At 49.6% G+C, this 19,512-nt stretch carries 19 protein-coding genes, 1 tRNA gene and 1 other RNA gene; 13 read left to right on the forward strand and 8 right to left on the reverse strand.

Features of this window, described 5'->3' with window-relative positions; genetic code table 11:
• The first annotated feature begins 24 nt into the window (after positions 1 to 24).
• The 3 genes from ACW44H_RS08095 to ACW44H_RS08105 all read left to right on the forward strand — a co-directional run bounded on the left by ACW44H_RS08095 (position 25) and on the right by ACW44H_RS08105 (position 1,352).
• Positions 25 to 101: transfer RNA gene (locus ACW44H_RS08095), tRNA-Met, on the forward strand.
• Positions 102 to 153: 52 nt separating this feature from the next.
• Positions 154 to 250: signal recognition particle sRNA small type (gene ffs / locus ACW44H_RS08100), an RNA gene on the forward strand.
• A 202-nt stretch (positions 251 to 452) separates the two neighbouring features.
• Positions 453 to 1,352: an MBL fold metallo-hydrolase gene (locus ACW44H_RS08105; RefSeq protein WP_457508329.1), complete on the forward strand. Its 900-nt coding sequence runs from the start codon at positions 453 to 455 to the stop codon at positions 1,350 to 1,352.
• 205 nt (positions 1,353 to 1,557) lie between these two features.
• Here ACW44H_RS08105 and dsbG read toward each other — a convergent pair whose 3' ends face one another.
• A complete protein-coding gene (gene dsbG, locus ACW44H_RS08110) occupies positions 1,558 to 2,340 on the reverse strand; it encodes a thiol:disulfide interchange protein DsbG (protein ID WP_457508331.1) in 783 nt (260 codons plus the stop codon).
• 1,022 nt (positions 2,341 to 3,362) lie between these two features.
• Here dsbG and ACW44H_RS08115 point away from each other — a divergent pair.
• From ACW44H_RS08115 to ACW44H_RS08145, 7 genes are all read left to right on the forward strand, one after another.
• Positions 3,363 to 4,124 carry a hypothetical protein gene (locus ACW44H_RS08115; protein ID WP_457508333.1) on the forward strand — a complete coding sequence of 254 codons (762 nt, stop codon included), beginning with the start codon at positions 3,363 to 3,365 and terminating at the stop codon, positions 4,122 to 4,124.
• A 54-nt stretch (positions 4,125 to 4,178) separates the two neighbouring features.
• Positions 4,179 to 5,063 (forward strand): hypothetical protein, encoded by an 885-nt coding sequence (locus ACW44H_RS08120; protein ID WP_457508335.1) that lies wholly within the window; start codon positions 4,179 to 4,181, stop codon positions 5,061 to 5,063.
• A 76-nt stretch (positions 5,064 to 5,139) separates the two neighbouring features.
• Positions 5,140 to 5,847, forward strand: a complete 708-nt coding sequence (locus tag ACW44H_RS08125; protein ID WP_457508337.1) for a C39 family peptidase — start codon at positions 5,140 to 5,142, stop codon at positions 5,845 to 5,847.
• A 32-nt stretch (positions 5,848 to 5,879) separates the two neighbouring features.
• The gene (locus ACW44H_RS08130) at positions 5,880 to 6,692 is read left to right on the forward strand and encodes a hypothetical protein (RefSeq protein WP_457508339.1); all 813 of its coding nucleotides are present in this window, start codon (positions 5,880 to 5,882) and stop codon (positions 6,690 to 6,692) included.
• A 146-nt stretch (positions 6,693 to 6,838) separates the two neighbouring features.
• Positions 6,839 to 7,981, forward strand: coding sequence for a hypothetical protein (locus tag ACW44H_RS08135; protein WP_457508340.1), 1,143 nt, complete (start codon positions 6,839 to 6,841; stop codon positions 7,979 to 7,981).
• A 466-nt stretch (positions 7,982 to 8,447) separates the two neighbouring features.
• The gene (locus tag ACW44H_RS08140; protein ID WP_457508342.1) at positions 8,448 to 8,948 is read left to right on the forward strand and encodes a hypothetical protein; all 501 of its coding nucleotides are present in this window, start codon (positions 8,448 to 8,450) and stop codon (positions 8,946 to 8,948) included.
• A 53-nt stretch (positions 8,949 to 9,001) separates the two neighbouring features.
• Positions 9,002 to 10,003 carry a GGDEF domain-containing protein gene (locus ACW44H_RS08145; RefSeq protein WP_457508344.1) on the forward strand — a complete coding sequence of 334 codons (1,002 nt, stop codon included), beginning with the start codon at positions 9,002 to 9,004 and terminating at the stop codon, positions 10,001 to 10,003.
• A gap of 73 nt (positions 10,004 to 10,076) precedes the next feature.
• Here the strand turns inward: ACW44H_RS08145 and ACW44H_RS08150 are convergent, their stop codons facing one another.
• Positions 10,077 to 10,865 carry an OBAP family protein gene (locus tag ACW44H_RS08150; protein WP_457508346.1) on the reverse strand — a complete coding sequence of 263 codons (789 nt, stop codon included), beginning with the start codon at positions 10,863 to 10,865 and terminating at the stop codon, positions 10,077 to 10,079.
• A 245-nt stretch (positions 10,866 to 11,110) separates the two neighbouring features.
• Complete coding sequence (gene mntR, locus ACW44H_RS08155; protein WP_447043921.1) at positions 11,111 to 11,584, reverse strand: manganese-binding transcriptional regulator MntR; 474 nt, start codon at positions 11,582 to 11,584, stop codon at positions 11,111 to 11,113.
• Between the two features lie 242 nt (positions 11,585 to 11,826).
• Between mntR and ACW44H_RS08160 the strand changes: the two genes are divergently transcribed.
• The 3 genes from ACW44H_RS08160 to ACW44H_RS08170 are packed head-to-tail and all read left to right on the forward strand — an operon-like array spanning position 11,827 to position 14,522.
• The gene (locus ACW44H_RS08160) at positions 11,827 to 12,747 is read left to right on the forward strand and encodes a metal ABC transporter solute-binding protein, Zn/Mn family (protein WP_457508348.1); all 921 of its coding nucleotides are present in this window, start codon (positions 11,827 to 11,829) and stop codon (positions 12,745 to 12,747) included.
• A gap of 6 nt (positions 12,748 to 12,753) precedes the next feature.
• The gene (locus tag ACW44H_RS08165) at positions 12,754 to 13,581 is read left to right on the forward strand and encodes a metal ABC transporter ATP-binding protein (RefSeq protein WP_457508350.1); all 828 of its coding nucleotides are present in this window, start codon (positions 12,754 to 12,756) and stop codon (positions 13,579 to 13,581) included.
• 17 nt (positions 13,582 to 13,598) lie between these two features.
• Positions 13,599 to 14,522 (forward strand): metal ABC transporter permease, encoded by a 924-nt coding sequence (locus ACW44H_RS08170; protein ID WP_457508977.1) that lies wholly within the window; start codon positions 13,599 to 13,601, stop codon positions 14,520 to 14,522.
• Positions 14,523 to 14,540: 18 nt separating this feature from the next.
• Here the strand turns inward: ACW44H_RS08170 and ACW44H_RS08175 are convergent, their stop codons facing one another.
• The 5 genes from ACW44H_RS08175 to ACW44H_RS08195 all read right to left on the reverse strand — a co-directional run bounded on the left by ACW44H_RS08175 (position 14,541) and on the right by ACW44H_RS08195 (position 19,391).
• Entirely contained in the window at positions 14,541 to 14,885 is a 345-nt protein-coding gene (locus tag ACW44H_RS08175; protein ID WP_113267993.1) for a P-II family nitrogen regulator, read from the reverse strand.
• Between the two features lie 19 nt (positions 14,886 to 14,904).
• A complete protein-coding gene (gene umpB, locus ACW44H_RS08180; protein ID WP_457508352.1) occupies positions 14,905 to 15,690 on the reverse strand; it encodes a Na,Li,K/H(+) antiporter subunit UmpB in 786 nt (261 codons plus the stop codon).
• Positions 15,687 to 16,454 (reverse strand): DUF1538 domain-containing protein, encoded by a 768-nt coding sequence (locus ACW44H_RS08185; protein WP_113267991.1) that lies wholly within the window; start codon positions 16,452 to 16,454, stop codon positions 15,687 to 15,689. Before ACW44H_RS08185 ends, umpB begins: the two co-directional genes overlap by 4 nt.
• A 275-nt stretch (positions 16,455 to 16,729) precedes the next feature.
• Positions 16,730 to 17,938 carry an MFS transporter gene (locus ACW44H_RS08190; protein ID WP_457508354.1) on the reverse strand — a complete coding sequence of 403 codons (1,209 nt, stop codon included), beginning with the start codon at positions 17,936 to 17,938 and terminating at the stop codon, positions 16,730 to 16,732.
• Positions 17,939 to 17,996: 58 nt separating this feature from the next.
• Entirely contained in the window at positions 17,997 to 19,391 is a 1,395-nt protein-coding gene (locus ACW44H_RS08195; RefSeq protein WP_457508356.1) for a GntP family permease, read from the reverse strand.
• Positions 19,392 to 19,512: the final 121 nt, after the last annotated feature.

Genomic DNA, 19,512 nt, shown 5'->3' on the forward strand with positions numbered 1-19,512 from the left:
ATCTGCACCCGTTGATGAGGCAAAGGCTACGTAGCTCAGCTGGTTAGAGCACATCACTCATAATGATGGGGTCCCCTGTTCAAATCAGGGCGTAGCCACCACATCAGCATTAGCACACTTACTTAATAACCGAGTGTGCCGTTATGGTGGCCCCTTAGGTCCTCCCGCAACGCTAAACTGCGAACCCCGCCAGGCCCGGAAGGGAGCAACGGTAGTGGTGGCTGCGTGTGCCGGGATGTGGCTTTTGGGGCCGCCTCCATTTCGGCTGTTTTCCCTTCTGTTTGGCTTAAAATCCGATCAACTTGTCGTCGGGTCGTAACATCCTGGGTGTTAGCACGCTCGGATCGTCTTCGGCAGATTTTTACTTGCTGTTTATCGATAGGTATTTCATTGTTTTCTTGTTATTCCAATAGGGTCTAGGTTTGTGACTAAAATGGAGAACGAGGAAGGCTATGTCTAATTTCCGACACTCACCAGGCAGGCCGGACGTAGCCGGCTTTTATGATCCAAGAACCTCAAGCGTTCAATATGTCATCAGCGACCCTGCCACACGCCGCTGTGCCATCCTTGACCCTGTCTTAGACTTTGATGAGAAGTCGGGGGCAACTGCTACCCACCATGTCGATGAGTTATTAGATTACGTCGCACGGGAGGGGCTCTTTGTTGACTGGATTCTCGATACGCATCCACACGCCGATCATTTTTCGGCAGCACAGTATCTTAAGGAAAAGACAGGGGCACCAACGGCCATAGGAGCGTACGTTACGAAAGTGCAGGCGCTATGGAAGGAGATATACAATTGGCCGGACTTCCCGGCTGACGGCCGTCAGTGGGATCATCTTTTTGCCGAAGGTGATCCGCTTCGGATTGGAGAGATAGAAGGCCGCGTCATGTTCTCGCCTGGACACACGCAGGCTTCAATCACTTATGTCATCGGCGATGCGGCCTTCGTCCACGACACGTTATTCCAACCGGATGGCGGCACTGCTCGCGCCGACTTCCCCGGCGGTAATGCCCATAGCCTTTGGGATTCTATTCAAGCAATTTTATCTCTACCGGATGAGACCCGGCTCTTTACCGGTCACGACTACAGGCCCGATGGGCGTGAACCGGTGTGGGAAAGCACCGTACGTCAACAGCGTGAAACCAATATCCATCTGAGTAATGGCCAGACAGTCGAGGACTACGTTTCTATGCGCAACGAACGAGATGCGGGATTACCCATGCCTAAGCTGCTTCTCCCATCGTTGCAGATCAATATCAATGGTGGTGCATTGCCTAAGCCGGAGGATAACGGCCAGCGTTATCTGAAAATCCCACTCAATGCGCTGACTGACGCCGCATGGGACTAACCGCTCAGTTGAACGGCAAATGAGGAAAGGGAGCTAATGCGGCAAGAAGTTTTGTTCGACTTTCTTGCAACCTCGATAGCCTTAAAGGCGAGGCACAGCCATGGAACGTAGGGGGACAGGGTTTGAGGCTTTAAGCGAGGATTGATACTGGCTCTACTCCACCGCAGAGTTAAAATAGTATGCGGTGGAGTTTTCATTTGACGCGTTAGGGCGCTTCACTGCCCATCATTTCTATTAAGCGCGACTCGCTGGGCATGCCTTCTATTCGGTCGATTCGAAGAGTGCCGTTGTCTGTCTCACGTTGGAAGGCGCTTGTCGGCGTAGCGTATAACCCCAACTCTTCAAATAGCTGATTATTGGCGTATACCTGCTCTTCGATCTCACGAGATTGAGCGCTGGCCTCTATCTCTTGGTCGCCGCTTTCATGTGCATGTAACGTTGCGGAAGGATCATCGGCACCTAAGAGAGCGGCTGCTTTGCCGGGGCTGTCAGGGGCTAAAATACCCACCATGATATGACGTAGCTGTACCTCACCGGCTTCGACCCAAGGACGAACGGCATGCCAGAGCTGACGACAGTAGGGGCAGTTTGGATCCGTAAAGGTGTAAATAGTCCGCGGTGCATCCACGTCGCCATCTTGAATCCAGTGGCTGGCCTCCAATGTCTGCCAGGTTTCAGCTTCCAAGGGCGCTCGTACATGCTCATCCAGCTGCGCTTCAGTAAGATCATTGCCTTGGCTATCCATTAATGTGCCGATAATGGCATGCTCTTTATCCGGCGTTAGGTAGATCGCCATGTCACGGCCCTGGGCGCTGGCGCCATAGCCGCGTAGCCCGCCAGGGGCATCAAACTGTCCGTGAATTTCTAACCCTTGGTTGGCGAGGGCTTGCACCGGGGCGGGCAAGTCATCGGCGTAGCTAGTAGAAATGCCCACAAGCCCCGTCAGTAGGAGAGAACTGCTAATAAAAGCGTATCGATTCAAGCGCATTACTACATCCTGTTTAAGTGGAACTTTGCCAATTAGCTCATAAAGGGTAAATGATAAGCGTACGGGGCAGTACAAACGTTCCAGGCGCCGTTGCAAGTTTGCGCTGGAAAACTCACCAACGTACGTATTGATCAGTTGGCCATCGGGCCAAAGGCAATGCGTTGCTGCAACATGAAAAGTTTATCCCCGAGAATGTCGTGCCGCGATCCTGATAGCACAATATTATTGAAAGGTTATCTGTAGGCCATGTAGGGCGTTATGTCCCAACAAGCGAGGCTGGTCAAATGGAAGAGGGAGCAGAAAATGTTAGCTGTTTAACAATTGTTTTATAGTCACTGAACCTAATCTTATCAAAATAACTGGCTTTAAGATTTAAAGTAAATTCACCATTGTGATAGCGCTCATGCTACCGGTCTACACAAGATAATGCTGTTTTAACAATACTTAATTATATAGAGCTGACTAAATAGCCTCTTAAGTAAGCAGCTTTGGTATTAAATCTTAATTAGTCATTAGCTTAAAAGTGCTCTGATACTGTAGCTGAAATAAAAATATATTAATGTCTACGCAATTGATGATAAATAACCCTTATGGGTGTGAGGTGCTAAACGGGTGTTTTTCGATGGCCGATCAAGCTGGTAGGGCATATGTGGCCTGGCCGCTACTATTTAATAAAGAATGCTGATGTCCATCAATGATGCTCGTCAGTTCGTTCACCTTAATCGTTAGCGAGCTTATGTTTAGTTTTAGTTAATATTAATTTCAGCCTCTTAATATATGTTTAGTTTTTTAAATTTCTAAATTAAATGAATAATGCTAGCGCAGTAGCGCCGCTTCATCTGTTTTCCTTCTTTCCTGCATGATCAAAACCACCTAGCTTTTCGGTGAATATCAGGTGTCTAACTTTCTGATATCTTCTTAGTATTGTTAAAACAGGTTTCAGCACATGTCGGATAGTGTTTTTAGGTTATTTATAGTAACAATTTTGTAACGGTAAATATTCGGGCTGCAGGTAAATAGCGATGATTTCGAAACAGGTGACTGCCAAGCTGAAGCGTGATCAAGAGATTGGTAGTTGTCTTGGATTTAAGAGCCATGCATGCCCGGCTAAACGCACCAAACGCAAAGGGGTGCTAAAGACGGGGTCTCCGCTAGCAAAAGGAGTGTTGGCTCTGGTTATGACGAGTTCCATTGCTAGTGTCTGGGGACAAGAAAGCTCCTCGGATGACAGTTTTCATCGGGTTTTCACCACTACCTACCGGGCCTCATCCTTCATTGATGGGTACTCCCTCAGCCATGTGCAGGGGGCCATCAACATTAATATGGCCTCAGGCCACGGCAATCTGCAGAGCAATTCTGGTGTTATTGCCATGGGAGACAACGCCTTGGCCAATAACATCGTGGTGCAGATCGCCACTTCAAACAATCGCCTCGAGCCCGAACTGGCCAATGCCGTGATTAAAGATCAGGCACTGAGCCAAGCGGTGGGCTGGATATCCGTCAATCAGGCGGCGGGGCAATCGAATGTACAGAGCAACACGCTGAGTGTCGCTTTGGGCATAAGGGGCAGCTCTCTGACCAGCGAATCGCTGAGCCAAGTCCTGTCCAACAAGCAGGAGTCGATGGAAGATTCTGAGGGTAATGCTCAGTCGCGGCGGGTCGAGATTGAGGAATCGGCCTTTGCTGGGGCACGTGGTGTCATTCAAGTGAATCAGTCGGCTGGAGTGGGCAATGCTACAGGGAACCATGTCGGTATCCGCATGACATCTGGGGCTTTTAGGTAGCAGCGCCTTTGTAAACTAATAGCAAGGCTCGTAGTTCCATTCAGGAGAAAGACAATGAAAACATTCACAAAAGCACCTCTTGCAGTGGCTATCGCTGCTCTTCTAGCGGCTCCCTATGCGCTGGCCGAGTTCAATGGCAGCAATGATTTCGACACCGACGCCTATCTAGACGTTGATGTTGAAAACGATATCAAAGTAAGTCTAACGCACGAAGTTTATAACAACATCGATGTGGAAATTGATTTGGACATAACTGCCGATGACGCGGATCATTTCGCTGCGGCCACCATCGACCGCAAGCAGTTCACCGACGATAATGCAGTATATTCTGACAAGAATGTAAACAATGCCACTGTCACTGGTTCTGGAAACGGTGCGACCGGCAATATTGGTATTAACGTAGCGTCCGGTGACCTCAACAAGCAGGCCAACGATACGGCCATCGCTAACGACGGGGATGCTTTTAAGGACCTAACAGGGAGCGACCGCCGCGATCGTCCCGGCAGTGATGAAGACATGGTCTTTGCCAAGGCAGCGACTTTCGCGATTCAGTCCTCCTCCAACAATAGATACGATAACGATGGCACCACAAACAATGCGTCGCTTAGCGGTTCGCTGAACGAGTCTTCGGGTAATATTGGCGCCAACATTACCGCTGGGGCAGGTAATATTCAAAACAATGCTATGACGCTTGCGGTAGGTCAGGGTAGCTCTGCTGAGGCTACCACCGGTGGTGTTCAGGTGTCCTACAATAATGTGTCAGATAATGACCTTTACACAGTCAATGCTCCATATCGCACAGTATATGTACGTAACAACACAAATAATGCGTCGCTAAGCGGTTCATTGAACGGGGCCAAAGGCAATGTGGGCGTTAACATCGCCTCTGGCAACGGCAATATGCAAAGCAATACCTTGTCTATCGCTAGCGCGCAGTAAGCCGCGTGGGGTGATTGAACCCGGCCCGCGAAACGGGCCGGGTTTTTTCAAATCTGCATGCTTTGCAGGAGAGTCTATGAAAACCGTGGCGATATCGCTGCTCAGCTTGACCTTGATAGCCGGTACCACTCTACCCACAAAACGGGCGGAAGCCTCGCCGATTCGGCTCGGCAATATCGTGCCTGGCACCTTGGTAACCAAAGAAGTGCAGTCGATTCGTGAGCTTCGCTTTGAGAACCTCATAGCGCAGGAAACAGACTTCTCCTGTGGCGCGGCATCCCTGGCAACCATTCTCAAGTATGCCTACGGCTGGTCAGATGTGACCGAGGTAGATGTTCTTGAGGGAATGTTTGCCGTTAGTGACCCTGAGCTAGCGCAGCGCATGGGGTTTTCGCTACTCGATTTACGTAACTATGTGGAATCCATTGGCATGCGGGCCAGGGGGTACGAAATCGAGGAGGACGCCCTGGATGCCGTATCTATTCCCGTCATTGTGTTACTCGACCTAGCCGGCTACCAGCACTTCGTCGTGATGAAGAAGGTCGTGGGAGACCGCGTCTATATCGGTGATCCCTCTCTGGGCAACACTATCATGCCGCGTTCCGATTTTATGGAAGCCTGGAACAACATCATCTTTGCTGTCATCGGTGAGGATTTTGATACGCATACAGTCCTGCTCGATCCGTCTCAGCCGTTGACGGCACACCGGCTAACGGATGTCTTTTCCCCGGTACCCAAGCAGCAACTACTGGATTTTGGGTTCCGCCATGCAGAGGTGTTCTAACCGTTTGTCGCAATAATTAAAAGGATAAAAGCATGAACGGGCATGCAAAAAAGCAATATTGGTTTAACGTGTTTACCTTATCGCTGATGGTTGTCTCCATAATAGTAGTAGTTTCACCGCGGGCGCAGGGGGCAACTTTGGCTACTGACTTCAACGATCCGGCTTTCCAGCAGGGGAGGCAGTTGGCGGATCATGAGCTAGCGCAGCTGCGTGGCAAGGCGGTCAATAGCCGGGAAATACTCTTTTTCGGCGTAGAAATGTCAACGCGTTGGCAAACCTCGACAGGGGAAGACCTTCATGCGCGGGCGAATCTAGGTATCGACTTGAGGGGAGGTCAGCCATCTCCTCAGTTCTCAACGCATATTACCGCTACTACGCATGCGGAGTATGCTGCCTATCAGCAGGCAATGAGCGATACAGCGCCGGTCATTAACACTGGCGGTTTAAATGCCGAGGGGGTCGTGCAACTGGTACAGGCGGGTGGTAACTTCAATAGCGCCAACAACGCTTTCTGGGTTGATGTGGGGCACGAAGTGGGGAGGGGCAACGTTCAGCCAGCTAATAATAAATTAACAGAGACCACACCGGGCGGTGCCCAGGTAACCATTGGCAAGCACAGCGGGGGGCTGGGTATGTCGCTATCCGTACCCGGCGCAGGCGTGGTAAGCCAGGAAATACGCTCACGGCAAGGGTTGCATCAGACTATTCAGCTCACCAGTGACCATCAGCAGATCAGCAACATGACTCGCTTACACGTACAGTTGGGGAAGAGTTCAAGCGCCAGTATTAACGAAGATTTCAAACATTTACTGAACTCAGTTCGCGCATTAGAACATCTCCAGTGAAACCTAGTTTTAACCTGCTTCATGTATAACAGGCCGATAATTATCGGCCTTTTTCATGCTTATATTGCCAACGCTATTGCCTGATGGATTGACGGAGGGTATCAATAAGTTACGCCATCCTTCTTGGGCGAAGGAGTGGAGGCGAAATGGTCGTACCGAGTTTACATTTAAGGGAATCAATGATGCTGTATAACAAAACGAAAAAACAGGTGCAGTCTGTCGGCTACCCACTATCGATGTCGCTACTTTTTCTCGCTGCGGTGTATGTATCACCAGAGGCTATGGCTCAAGGAGCAAACGATGAGGTGGTTCGAGAAGCCCAGCCCAGTCAAAGTGTCCAGAATGTTTTACGTGAGGAGCATGCGCTGTTCTCAGATCGCTTGACGATCGAGCCTGGCATCAGCTACTCATATTCCGACCGCAGCAATCTAGCCCTAAGTGGATTTCTAGCGCTGGATGCGATCTTTCTGGGCAATATAAATGTCGATACCGTAGAGAGCCACACTACCACTTTCGATTTAAGCACACGCTACGGGATAACAAATCGGCTGGAAGTAGAGCTGATGATTCCCTACGTCTACCGTAGCAGCCAGTACGAGACCATTGGTGCCGGTGCGTCAACGGGTGGGTTAGTCGAAGAAAGCGTTAGCCAGGGCGACCTTGGAGACATCAGTGCTGGTATATATTATCGACTTTTACCCGAAGCCGAAGTTAGGCCAGATGTTGTTTGGAATTTCTCCGTTCGGGCACCGACCGGCAAGCATCCTTACGATATTAGAACGAATAGCAGGATTGTAGATGATGGTGAGGGTGGATTCGAGAATTTGACAGTACCGACCAGCCTTCCAACGGGAAATGGTGTATGGGGCGTGAGCTCTGGCTTGTCGTTTCTTAAAACCGTGGACCCAGCCATTATTTTCGCCAATATTGGTTATACCCATAACATCAAGCGAAGCTTTGACGATATAGGCTCAAGCGAAGAGGATGTACCAGGTGAAGTGAATCTTGGCGACAGTATTCGTCTGGGCTTCGGTACCGCTTTTGCCTTGAATGAGCGCTTCAGTCTGTCCATGTCGTTTACGCATCAGCACGCTTTCGAAACAAAAGTCACCACCGATGGGGGGCCTGAACAGACTGTCATCGGTAGCAGTGCCAATGCGGCCTCTGTCAATTTTGGTGCTACCTATGGCCTGTCGGACACCACGTCGATTGTTACGAGTGTCGGTATCGGATTGACTGACGATGCCCCCGACTTAACCCTTGATTTCCGTATGCCTTTCCAAATCTAGTCTTTACACATCTAGTCTATTTAAAACTATTTTTTCAAAAAGCCCCCTGCGCCTGACTAGGTAATGGGGGTAGCCGAAGTAGACGCGATACGCTTGAGCATTTGCTCCTCTAGCAACGACTCACTGGTACTCACCCTGATTTATCAGCTTTTGCCCCACCATTCAGTTCCTTTGGGTAATTTAAGATTATTTTTTTAATATCATATTTTTTAGTTTGGTGCTTTTTATTAACAATAATAGATGAGGTATCCAATGTTTATGATAATTAAATATTTGCAAATAGGACTCTAGTTAGCATTAAAATTAATTTTAAATGGTAAAAATAGCTTTAATATATATTAACTTCGTAATGGCTATTGAATAGCTAACATATATTATAGTAAGTGAGCTTTGCTTCGCCCTAGGATTGCCCTTTATGAACCCATTTATCAGTGGGTTTTGGTTATAGCACTAAAGGGGTTTATGTATGGTCACCTCAAAAGAATATAATTTTTTGCCTCAGGAACAGCTGAACTTAGCCTGCTTACAAGAGGCAAAAGAGCTGAATCGCTATCGCGGCTTGTCGTTGAGCTTCCTGCCTTTTGATTCCTCTATTAGTCGTTTGATGAATGCAATCGGTATGGAGTGCGATCACAGGCTTCATAGTTTGCAAGCAGTCGCTAGTCAGATGAGGCTTGATGTGTTTGCTAACGTTAGCCAGCTAAAAGAAACGCCGTTTTTTAATAAAAACAGTCAGCATTTTTTTGTAGTAGATGAAAATATGGGGAGGCAGCTTCTTGTAAATGCTGAGGAAGCCGCTGAAGCGACGTATATATTCTTTAGTTGGTTGCTGGAAACGAATGCCACGCCTGAGTTACATCAATTATTGACCACCTTTGTAACGCAGAAAAACAGCGAATATCGTGTACTTCAGGAGTGCCGTGAGCAGTGGAAGGTGGGTTTTTCCGAGCTAAGTTTCGCTTCTTAAGAAAAATTAAAGCTTTTTTACTGGTCAATACTCCCTGCTAGGAGAGCGTGTCTATGATCATGCCTATGCAGCACAGCCCAGATTTTTTAAGTTATTTTAGCGATGATGCAGGTTCTATGCTGCAGATTCTCTGGGATTTTTTTCCTACCCCAATGATGGTTGTGCGCTTTGAAGGGCAGGATAATTTCGTTGTTGAGTCCATCAATCCCTCTCAGCAGGCTGCGTTGAGCGGTCGACACGTTTATGTGGGCAATCACCTTGCTGATATGTTTCCAACATCGTTTCGTGCTGAACTAATTGAAAATTGTGCTCGCTGTATGAAAGAAAAGGTGCCCGTTCGGTATGAAGTGGGTGGTGGGTGCATTAATAGCGAGCGCTATCAAAGCGCTTGTCAGGTTCTTTTAATGCCTATTAATAACTATCAAGGCATAGCGACCCATTTGCTCTGCATTGTCCATCCCTCTAGCCTAGGCGGCTGTTCGGAAATCGGTAACCATTCTGAACAGGAATTAGAACGCCGTGTGATGGAGCGCACCAACGAATTAACGTCCATCAATCGACAATTAACTTACCTAGCCACACACGATTGGTTGACTGACGCGTACAATCGCCGTCACCTCCTTGAACTGGCGACGACTGAGTTCAAGCGGGCTTCTCGCTATGGCCTATCGCTCGGCCTGTTAATGCTCGATATTGACCATTTCAAGTCACTTAACGATGAACAAGGACACAGCGCAGGCGACCAAGCGCTGAAAACGGTTGCGCGCGCAATGCGAGAGACGATTCGTGATTGTGATCTACTCGGTCGTTATGGCGGTGATGAATTTATCATCGTGTTTCCCGAAACGGATATCCAAGGTGCTCGCGCGATTGCTGAACGGCTAAGTAGCAAGCTAAAAGACGCTAATCTATCCGTCAGCGTCGGCCTCACTACACTGGAACGTAATGACCAAATGATTGATGATTTGATTAACCGTGCCGACCGGTTGTTATTGAATGCTAAGCGCAATGGCCGTAATCGAATTGAAAGTGCTTCCCTGACACTCATAAATTAAAGGCTGGGGGGAGTAAGTTGCGAGTCTGAAAGCAGGGCGTGGCCAACCGCAATCAGGTGTTGATTTTTTAATCTTAATTAGAAGATTTAGCCTCGACGCCTGGTATGGGCTGTGTTGGTCTTGGAAATTCGCCTTGCAAGGTATCTATGCCAGACTGCGGTTTGGCTAGTGGCACTAAATCTTGCCGCGCTTTTCGGCGCTGTTCTGTGTCGATTCCCATACGCTGGTCGCGTTCCTCGATCAGGTCTGGATTCGCTTCACTATTACGATTGAATGACCATGCCAAAGATGGCTCTCCAAGGGGCAATGACGCTTCGCCTCCTTCGCTCTGCGCGCCATGTGCGGTATCCCACGTATGCCATGTTTTACCGTAGCTGTTTATTTTACTTTTCATCAGTTCATGTTCGGCAGCAACAGGTAAATTAGGAGCTACTAACTGGCCTGAAAGGATTTCTCCGTTATGAGGATGCCAGAACTGTTTCTCTTCCTCTGGAAGCTGCTCGAAGAGTTCTTCAGAAATGATATATTCAATACCATTTAGCTTTGCATCCTCCGTATTACCGTCATAAAGAGCGCATTGCAAGAAGTCTTCATTTACCTGATCACAGAAATGGTGGGCTTCAAATTGATGTAGTGGGTCTTTTTTAAGCGGATGAAAACCTACCAGGTAAACATCGAGTTGTGATGGGGGCGTGTCTGTCTGCATCACGCTTGCGCCTGCTTCTAATAGTTGGGCTTTTGCGCTCTCAGGTTCACCAGGTACATCAACGCTCGAACGGGTCTCTCCCATGCCGGTGCAGCCAGACAGAGCAAGCATCGACGTGGCAAGCGCTGCATGAGGAAAATGAATGTTTTTGAGCATACAACCTCTTGGGAATTGGCTGTAAAAATATTGTTTTATTTTCTGAGATTAGCCTATTTAAAAGGGTTTTCAACTCATTGTTACGCTCATTGAGCAAGCAGACTTGGTCAGCGATCAGTATCACATGACCGAACTTTATCTCGTACGGCCTAGCGTTAACACCAACAGTTTTACTGTCTCTTGGATTCTATATATCGGTAGTGTCAAAGGAGACGCTGACGTTAATGCTATCGGTTTCAACGCTGCTATTTCTGCTGCTCAGTAAAACGCTGCATGATGGCCAGCGTTTCATCACTGACATGGTGCTCCATGCCTTCGGCATCAATACGCGCCGTGGCGTCTTTAACCCCAAGAGCCCGTAAAAAATGCAGCACGATATCATGGCGAGTGCGTGAGGTTTCCGCCATTTTTTGGCCTGCTTCGGTCAGAAATAAAGAGCGGTAGGGTTTGCTGGTAACTAATTCCAACTCATTTAATCGACGAATCATTTTCGATACTGTCGCCTGACTGACTGCCATACGATTGGCAATGTCTGCTGCTCGCGCTTCGCCGCGGTGCTTTAATAGGTCACCAATGAGTTCAACGTAGTCTTCAATTAGCTCTGTTTCATGCGCATTGCGTACCGTTGCATACTGCTGCGCATGCTGCTCCACGGGAGGCAGGGCATCACTTGGAATGCTTGAGGCGGTCAACGAATCGTTCGGATTAGAATCAGTCATTGGCAAATTATATCGGAGACAGTGGTAACAATCATTGGATAGTTCTTGAGATAGCTTTTGAAATAGCCCTTGGAATAGTACTTGAGATAGCTTTTGAAATGGCCCTTTGAATAGCTCTTACGATAGTCGATGGAATTGTAACGTGTTTTTGTGCAACATTGTTAGCCAAGGCTAAATTATTTGCCTAAAGCTGTATTGTTGAGCTACAGTCTACTGACTAGGTAAGGCATAAGGGAGCGACAATGAATAAGCGCAATCTGGGTATCGCGTTAAGCTTACCGTTATTGCTGAGCGCCGTAATGGCTAGTGCTGAGACGGAAGAGAGTGCATCGTCTCCTCTGAATGTTGCCGTGACTTTTTCGGTACTAGGTGACTTAGTCTCACGCGTCGCAGGGGATGATGCCAATGTCTCTGTATTAACCCCAATCGGTGCAGAAGTGCACGAATGGGAATTGACCCCGAGTAACTTCGCAGCGTTGGAAACGGCAGATATAGTGTTTTACAACGGCTACCAGTTAGAACAGTGGATGCCGCAAGTAGAAGCCACGTTGCTTGAAGGTGTGCCGCTCGTGGCAGTGGCGGAAGCTTCCGATTACCCCACTCAGTCTATTGTCACTGGCGACTTGGCTGGCGATACCGACCCGCATTTGTGGATGGATCCACGGGCAGTCTCGGCGTACATCAGCGTTATTGCTGATGAGTTAGCCAGGGCCTTGCCTCATGAAAGCGAAGATTTTCAGGAGCGTGGCAGCGTTCTTGCTGATGAGCTTGATGCCCTTCATGTGGAACTACAAGAGCGCTTAGAGGTGATACCCGAAGAACACCGTGTACTGCTTAGTAGTGAAGCCGCTTTTTTATATTTCTCAGATGCTTACCACTTTGAGCACGATGGTATCTGGGGCACCAATGCCGAAACTGAAGGCTCCCCCCGCCAGCTGATGCGTGTGGTGGATATGATTAATGAACGCCAACCGGCGGCGCTGTTCTGGGAAAGCACTATTTCTGACCGCCACGTGACCAGTTTGGCACGCGATACAGGCGTAAAGGTGGCAGGGCCCTTGTATGTGGATTCACTCAGTGAGCCCAGTGGCGAAGCAGGTGATTATTTCACCATGATGCGTCATAACGTTGAGCTGTTACGCCAAACCTTGGCAACCGAGTAAACGATCATGGCAACGACATTAGGCGATGCCCCTGTGGCGATTGACATCAAGGGCCTATATGCGGCCTACCAGCGCCAACCCGTGCTGGAAAATATTAATCTTCAGTTTCCCGCCAATAAATGGACGGCCATTGTGGGCCCGAATGGGGCAGGGAAATCAACATTGTTTCATGTGCTTACCGGCAGTATGAAAGCACTGCGCGGCAAGGTGCAGGCATTTGGTGAGCCAATTTCGACGCACCGTAAAGCGGGGCACATCGCCTATATGGCTCAGCGTGAAGCGATTGAATGGGATTTTCCTGTTTCGGTGTGGGAAACCGTGATGGGCGGCCGTTATGGGCATATGCGCCATGATCCCTTGTGGCGCCGTTTGCTTCCTTCGCGCTGGTACGATAGCCGACATGGCGAGGCCGTCTATAACGCGTTGCAGTCCGTGGATATGCTGGGACTGGCTGAACGCCCGATTGGCGCGCTTTCCGGGGGGCAGAAAAAACGCGTACTACTGGCGCGTACACTTGCCCAGCAGGCCAATATTTTACTCCTTGATGAACCATTGGCGGGCGTAGACCCACCCAGCGAACAATTGATTTTAGACGTGCTTGCCCGTGAGCGGGAGGCGGGGCGTACGGTGATAATGGTAACTCATGATATGCCCGGCGCCCGTCGTCACGTTGATCACGTCGTGTTGATCAATCGCTTTATTCGCGGGGTTGGAACGCCGGAGGAGATGCTCAGCGATGGAAAATTGGCCGAGCTGGCAGTGAGTTCAACCGAGCAGTCAGCGGATGATATGCCTATCGATAACGCATCAGTTTATAAGGCAGCCCAGGGGTAAACAACGTGGCAGAACTAATGATGGCATTTGGCCTGTTCGGCGATGCCTTGATAGCTTGGCTCACCTCGGCTCTGATGGTGGTGGTCAATCTATTGCCCGATAGTGTTTCGGATTCATTTCAATACGCTTTTATGCAGCGCGCCTTATTGACCTCGGTACTGGTAGGGGCCATTTGCGGCATTTTATCCTGCTACGTAGTGCTCAAGCGCTGGTCGCTTCTGGGTGATGCTATCTCACATGCGGTATTGCCTGGTGTTGCGATTGCCTACTTATTAGGCTGGCCGTTTTTTATCGGCGCATTTATTACCGGTGCGCTGACCTCGGTAGGCATTGGTGCGATTGAGCGTCATACACGCATTAAATCTGACGCGGCCATGGGCTTGATGTTCACTAGCGCCTTTGCGCTGGGTATTGTGATTATCAGCAAAATAGCCTCCAGTACTCATCTAATGCATATCCTGTTTGGCAACGTGTTGGGTGTTCAACCCTCGGCGTTGCTGCTGACATTGGTGGCCAGCATGATTGCCCTCTTGGTAGTGTGGCTCGCCTATCGGCCATTGCTGCTTTATGCCTTTGACCCACTGCAGGCTCAGGCACTGGGCTTCAATACCAGTATCATTCACTACGGATTGATCCTACTGTTAACCCTTACCATCGTGGCGAGTTTGGAAACGGTGGGTATCATTTTAGTGGTGGCGATGCTGATAACCCCAGGTGCAACGGCACATCTACTCACGGATCGCTTTAAAACCATGATGCTGATATCAGTGGGGGTGGGGGTTAGCTCGGCAGTCATAGGGCTGTGGCTTTCTGTGATGTTAGATGTTGCTTCTGGTGGCTCCATTGTATTGGTGGCGACAAGTTGGTTCTTTATGGCGTTGCTGTTCTCGCCCAAGCAAGGTGTGCTGGTGCGTCAGTGGCGTCGCAGGTCTATGGGTTGAAGCCTCAGAGTAGCGAACCTATAAATCCGCTGAATCAGAAAGCGATCTGATCTGATTTTTAATACCCACAGCGTCTTCGACATCCAACTGAAAGGCGATCCCTGTACCGGGAGTTTCATCAAATTCGCCTACCTGGGCAATCGCCTCGAGAATATGGCGGCTGCGGTGCTCCTCGGCCAGGAACAGCAGCATATCCCGCTGCGCGGTAATCTCCATGCCAAAAATGCCGTGCGCTTTATTAAGCCCTTCGCCGCGAGCGTTATTGATCACCGTGGCGCCGGTAGAGCCAGCTTGGCGAGCCGCCTCAAGAATGGCGTCCGTTAGTGTGTCTTCAACCATCGCGACAATTAGTTTAAAGCGCATCGTGATCTCCTTTTCCTAATTAGTTGCTGTTCTGAGTCGTTAAGTTATTAGCGGAGCGTTTCCGCGTAGCTCGCCATTGAGCAAGTTGGGCGTAACCCATTACGGTGATTATCGGGAATAGGCAGGCGAGAGCGATCATACCGAAGCCATCCATTATGGGGCTTCGGCCGGGAATTTCTGATGCCAGCCCTAAGCCTAATGCAGCAATAATAGGAACGGTGATTGTCGACGTTGTGACGCCCCCCGAGTCGAACGCCAACGGTATGATGGCGCGGGGCGAACGCAGGGTTTGAATTATTACCAGTACGTAAGCGGCGAATACGAACCACTGTAAAGGCCAGCCCATTACAATGCGCCAGCTTCCCAGCGTAATACCAAAAGCCATGCCCAGGGCAACGGCAATGCGTAACATTAGGGGGTCGATCGTGCCGCCGGAAATTTCGCCTGCCTTTAACGACACCGCAATCAGCGAGGGTTCGGCAATAGTAGTACTGGCCCCAATAGCAAATGCAAAGATATATACCCAGTAGTAGTCGCTCCAGTGGCGCTCTGCTCCTGCTGCTAGGGCTGGTAAAAACGCTTGGCTGGTAAGTTGGGTAGCCATTAACTCACCCATGGGAAACAGCGCTTGTTCCAAACCAACCAGGAAAAATGAGAGCCCAATCCATACCATGAAAAAGCCAGTCAATACTTGGGACAGGCGTTTTACGGGTCGGCGAATCACCAGATACTGAAAGCCGAAAATAATCGCGGCAATGGGTAGGATATCGAGTAGCGTTCCCCAGAAAGTAGCAATAAGCGTCATGGTGCGACTCCGGGCACGAAGTGAAGGCCAATAATGCCAAACAGCAGTACAAAAATAATCGGCATGACAGAAGCAAGCGCTATTAATCCAAAGCCATCAAGCATAGGGCTGCGACCTTTGATCGAGGAGGCCAACCCAACACCCAGCGCCGTTACCAGGGGCACGGTAATGGTCGAGGTGGTTACGCCACCAGAATCATACGCAATGCCTACCATTTCAGCCGGGGCAATGAGGGTCAGCAGCAACACCACTACGTAGCCAGCAATTATAATTAAGTGCAGCGGCCAGCCTTTAAAAATACGTACCACACCTACTACGACTGCAGTGCCAACAGAAACAGCGACCACCAAGCGTAGCGCAAGCGCGAAGGCATTTTGTGAACTGCTGGTGTCAACAATGAGGCCGCCTTGCGCAACGACTTCAGCTGCTCGCGAGGCAATGGCGATGAGCGCAGGCTCGGCTACTGTGGAACCAAATCCCAGGGCGAAAGCAAACACCAATAACCAAGTGCCAGAGCCTTTTTTTACAAAAGCGCGCGCTAAGTTCTCACCGACGGGAAAAAGCCCCAGCTCAAGGCCTTTAATAAATAGTGTGAGTCCCACGAGAACGAATACCAGACCGAGTCCTAGATCAATCAAAGCAAGGGTGTCAGGGAGTGGTTGGCGTATAACCACTAATTGAAAAAAAGCTATTACCAATACCACCGGCGCAAGATCGCGCAGGCTATCTTTGAATTGACGGGCAAGCGATGCCACAAGTTCCATTGGAGCTTCCGCATGTCAGGGGGGCATAAAAAGTAACGCTTAGGCGTTATCTATTTGAGATATGAGTGTACAGAGGCGTGGCATACAAAAAAATGACGCTGCTCAAGATAAGCCTTATCAACCACTGATAGCTGTCTTAAGCCGTAGGTTTTAGCAGAGGCGACTACCAAACATCAATAACGAGGCGTCGAGGTTTTGCCAGCCCCACCATGCTAATGCCAAACCGCCTATCAAGGCAGCTGCTAATAATAGGGAGCTGAAAACGAGAGTGATGTTCATGGGGTTATCTCGGTTAGTACACTGCGCTCAAGCGGCTTTTCATTGATAAACCAATGTAATGCAGCCGCCACGACAGAAAGTACGATGGCTATTTGCCATACCGTATTGTAATGCCCCGTCAGGTCGTAAAGGTAACCGCCCAGCCAAACGCCCATAAAAGACCCTAACTGGTGAAACAGAAACACGATGCCTCCGAGCATGGAAAGATGGCGTACACCAAACACTGACGCCACAATGCCATTCGTCAGTGGCACACTAGAGAGCCATAGCAATCCCATCGCAATCCCAAAAACATAAGCACTCATGGGGCTAAGCGGTAAATAGACAAACGCCGTAATCACTACACCACGAATTAAATAAAGCCAAGTCAGTAGCTTGGGTTTGGACCAGATGCCGCCCATCCAACCTGCGGTATAGGTGCCGACAATGTTAAACAGCCCCACCAATGCCAATACCGTTGTTCCTACCTGCACCGCTAAGCCGTTATCGAATAAGTAGCCAGGGAGGTGGACAGCGATGAAAACCACCTGAAAGCCGCAAACAAAGAAGCCTAAACAGAGTAGCCAGAAGCCTTTTTGGCCTGCTGCTTCGTTGAGCGCCTCTTTTAGGCTTAAATCAGCGGTGGTTTTGGCCGAAGGTTTATCGCGTAACATGGCGCCCAGCGGAATGATAATGGTCGCGATAGCCGCCATTGCCATCAGCGCCGCCGCCCAGCCAAGCCACTCTAGCAAGCCAAGCGTTCCGGGCAGCATGGCGAATTGCCCGAACGAACCCGCTGCGCTAACAATGCCCATGGCCATACTGCGTTTTTCAGGCGCTACCGCGCGGCCAACTGCGCCCAAAATGACTGAGAATGTCGTGCCGGAAAGACCAAGACCTATCAATAGCCCGGCGCTAACCGTCATGCCTAGTGCCGAGGTCGAGAGGCTCATAAATAGCAATCCCAAGGCATATAGCAAGCCGCCCACCACGATAATCCTCGCGGCCCCGAAACGATCCGCCAGCGCGCCGGTGAAAGGTTGCGATAGGCCCCAAACGAGATTCTGTAAAGCCAGCGCAAAGGCAAACACGCCGCGTCCCCAGCCTAGCTCACTGCTGAGAGGTTCCATAAAGAGCCCAAACCCATGGCGTAACCCCATGGCAGTGGAAATAACCAAACTTCCCAAGATGATCAACAGCAATGAATGGCGACGGATGAGAGCCATGGCGTTCTCTTTATTGGCAGGCTTACGGATAGTTGACTATCGCATGCGTTGCAGGGTTTTAGAAGCTGCCAAATAAGGTGCCTAGGGTAATGACACTGATCAATGCCACAACCGGTAATGCGATGGTCACGATAGCGACATTCGCATAAGACTGACGGTGGGTTAAACCGCAAATAGCCAGCAATGTAATCACTGCACCCGAGTGGGGGAGGGTATCCATGCCACCTGCCGCTAGCGTTGCGACTCGGTGCATCAGTTCCGGATCAATACCTGCTTCCTGTGCCATTGCCAGGTATTCGCTGCCCAGGGTTTCTAGTGCAATAGACAACCCGCCGGAGGAAGAACCGGTAATCCCTGCGAGTACACTCATCGCCATGGCTTCAGAAATTAACGGATTTCCGGGTGATGCGGAGAGTACTGTATCGCGGATAATTGCAAACCCCGCAAGGCTTGCAATGACTGCGCCGTAACCGACTTCAGAGGCGGTATTAAAAATGGGTAAAAGTGAGCCCAAACAGCCTTGGTTAACGGTAGCTTTTAGGTCCTGCCATTGCTTCCAGCGGGTAATGATCAGCCAAGCCGACGCACTCAGTAGCGCGATTAAGATAGCCCACAGTCCGGTTTGGCCCGAGGGGGAAACATTCTCAAACGCGTCGCTGATAAAGCTTAAATCCATCGCGGGAAATACACCGTAGGTAAACAATGCATTTAATCCAATCACCATGACCAGTGGTATCAGCGCTAGCGAAAGAGGCATCTGCGCAGTCGGCGTTTCATCTTCACCGGTGGTCACTTCGCGTTCGGTATGATGCCCATAGCCTTCGCCTTTAGACGCTGCTTTGTTGACGCGCGATTGTAGATAAAACGTTCCCAAACCGAGCATGATAAGCCCGGCAATGATGCCTAAACCTGGGGCAGCAAAACTGTTGGTTTCAAAGTAAGGAATAGGAATCGCATTTTGAATCGCAGGGGTGCCTGGCAGCGCAGTCATCGTAAACGTGAAAGAGCCAAGCGCAATCGAGGCGGGAATAAGACGCTTGGGAACATTAGCACTGCGGAACAGTTCACGGCTGATAGGATAAATCGCAAAGGCGACCACAAACAGTGATACACCACCATAAGTGAGTACCGCACAGGCCATCACCACAGTGAGTACCACGTGATGAGTGCCCAGTTTTTTAACAATCCCGTTAGCAATCGATTGGGCTGCGCCCGAATCTGCCATTAACTGTCCAAAAAGAGCGCCTAATAAAAACAGCGGGAAAAACTGAATAACGTAGTTCCCCAGCGCACGCATAAAGGTATCGGTATAGATAGGCAATAAAAAAGCCATATCGCCTGAAAGAAGTACTGCTAAACATGCCATAAGAGGTGCCAGCAACAAGACCGAGATACCTCGGTAAGCCAGGAACATCAATAAAAGCAGAGAAATGACAATGGCAAGTATGCTCATGTGAGCTCCTAGGAAAATCTTGCGTGGCTTAATTAAGGTAAAAGAAAAGATGGTAGGCAGCATGATGCGGTGCAGCAATAGATTGTCGACTAAAGTGGCAGGGCTTTAGATAAGTATCCCA

Source organism: Vreelandella sulfidaeris Esulfide1 (assembly GCF_054072535.1).

Bases quoted from the DNA above. Each gene is read 5' to 3' on its own strand.
- ACW44H_RS08105 (WP_457508329.1), top strand. From the start codon at position 453: ATGTCTAATTTCCGACACTCACCAGGCAGGCCGGACGTAGCCGGCTTT.
- dsbG (WP_457508331.1), bottom strand. From the start codon at position 2,340: ATGCGCTTGAATCGATACGCTTTTATTAGCAGTTCTCTCCTACTGACG.
- ACW44H_RS08115 (WP_457508333.1), top strand. From the start codon at position 3,363: ATGATTTCGAAACAGGTGACTGCCAAGCTGAAGCGTGATCAAGAGATT.
- ACW44H_RS08120 (WP_457508335.1), top strand. From the start codon at position 4,179: ATGAAAACATTCACAAAAGCACCTCTTGCAGTGGCTATCGCTGCTCTT.
- ACW44H_RS08125 (WP_457508337.1), top strand. From the start codon at position 5,140: ATGAAAACCGTGGCGATATCGCTGCTCAGCTTGACCTTGATAGCCGGT.
- ACW44H_RS08130 (WP_457508339.1), top strand. From the start codon at position 5,880: ATGAACGGGCATGCAAAAAAGCAATATTGGTTTAACGTGTTTACCTTA.
- ACW44H_RS08135 (WP_457508340.1), top strand. From the start codon at position 6,839: ATGGTCGTACCGAGTTTACATTTAAGGGAATCAATGATGCTGTATAAC.
- ACW44H_RS08140 (WP_457508342.1), top strand. From the start codon at position 8,448: ATGGTCACCTCAAAAGAATATAATTTTTTGCCTCAGGAACAGCTGAAC.
- ACW44H_RS08145 (WP_457508344.1), top strand. From the start codon at position 9,002: ATGATCATGCCTATGCAGCACAGCCCAGATTTTTTAAGTTATTTTAGC.
- ACW44H_RS08150 (WP_457508346.1), bottom strand. From the start codon at position 10,865: ATGCTCAAAAACATTCATTTTCCTCATGCAGCGCTTGCCACGTCGATG.
- mntR (WP_447043921.1), bottom strand. From the start codon at position 11,584: ATGACTGATTCTAATCCGAACGATTCGTTGACCGCCTCAAGCATTCCA.
- ACW44H_RS08160 (WP_457508348.1), top strand. From the start codon at position 11,827: ATGAATAAGCGCAATCTGGGTATCGCGTTAAGCTTACCGTTATTGCTG.
- ACW44H_RS08165 (WP_457508350.1), top strand. From the start codon at position 12,754: ATGGCAACGACATTAGGCGATGCCCCTGTGGCGATTGACATCAAGGGC.
- ACW44H_RS08170 (WP_457508977.1), top strand. From the start codon at position 13,599: ATGATGGCATTTGGCCTGTTCGGCGATGCCTTGATAGCTTGGCTCACC.
- ACW44H_RS08175 (WP_113267993.1), bottom strand. From the start codon at position 14,885: ATGCGCTTTAAACTAATTGTCGCGATGGTTGAAGACACACTAACGGAC.
- umpB (WP_457508352.1), bottom strand. From the start codon at position 15,690: ATGACGCTTATTGCTACTTTCTGGGGAACGCTACTCGATATCCTACCC.
- ACW44H_RS08185 (WP_113267991.1), bottom strand. From the start codon at position 16,454: ATGGAACTTGTGGCATCGCTTGCCCGTCAATTCAAAGATAGCCTGCGC.
- ACW44H_RS08190 (WP_457508354.1), bottom strand. From the start codon at position 17,938: ATGGCTCTCATCCGTCGCCATTCATTGCTGTTGATCATCTTGGGAAGT.
- ACW44H_RS08195 (WP_457508356.1), bottom strand. From the start codon at position 19,391: ATGAGCATACTTGCCATTGTCATTTCTCTGCTTTTATTGATGTTCCTG.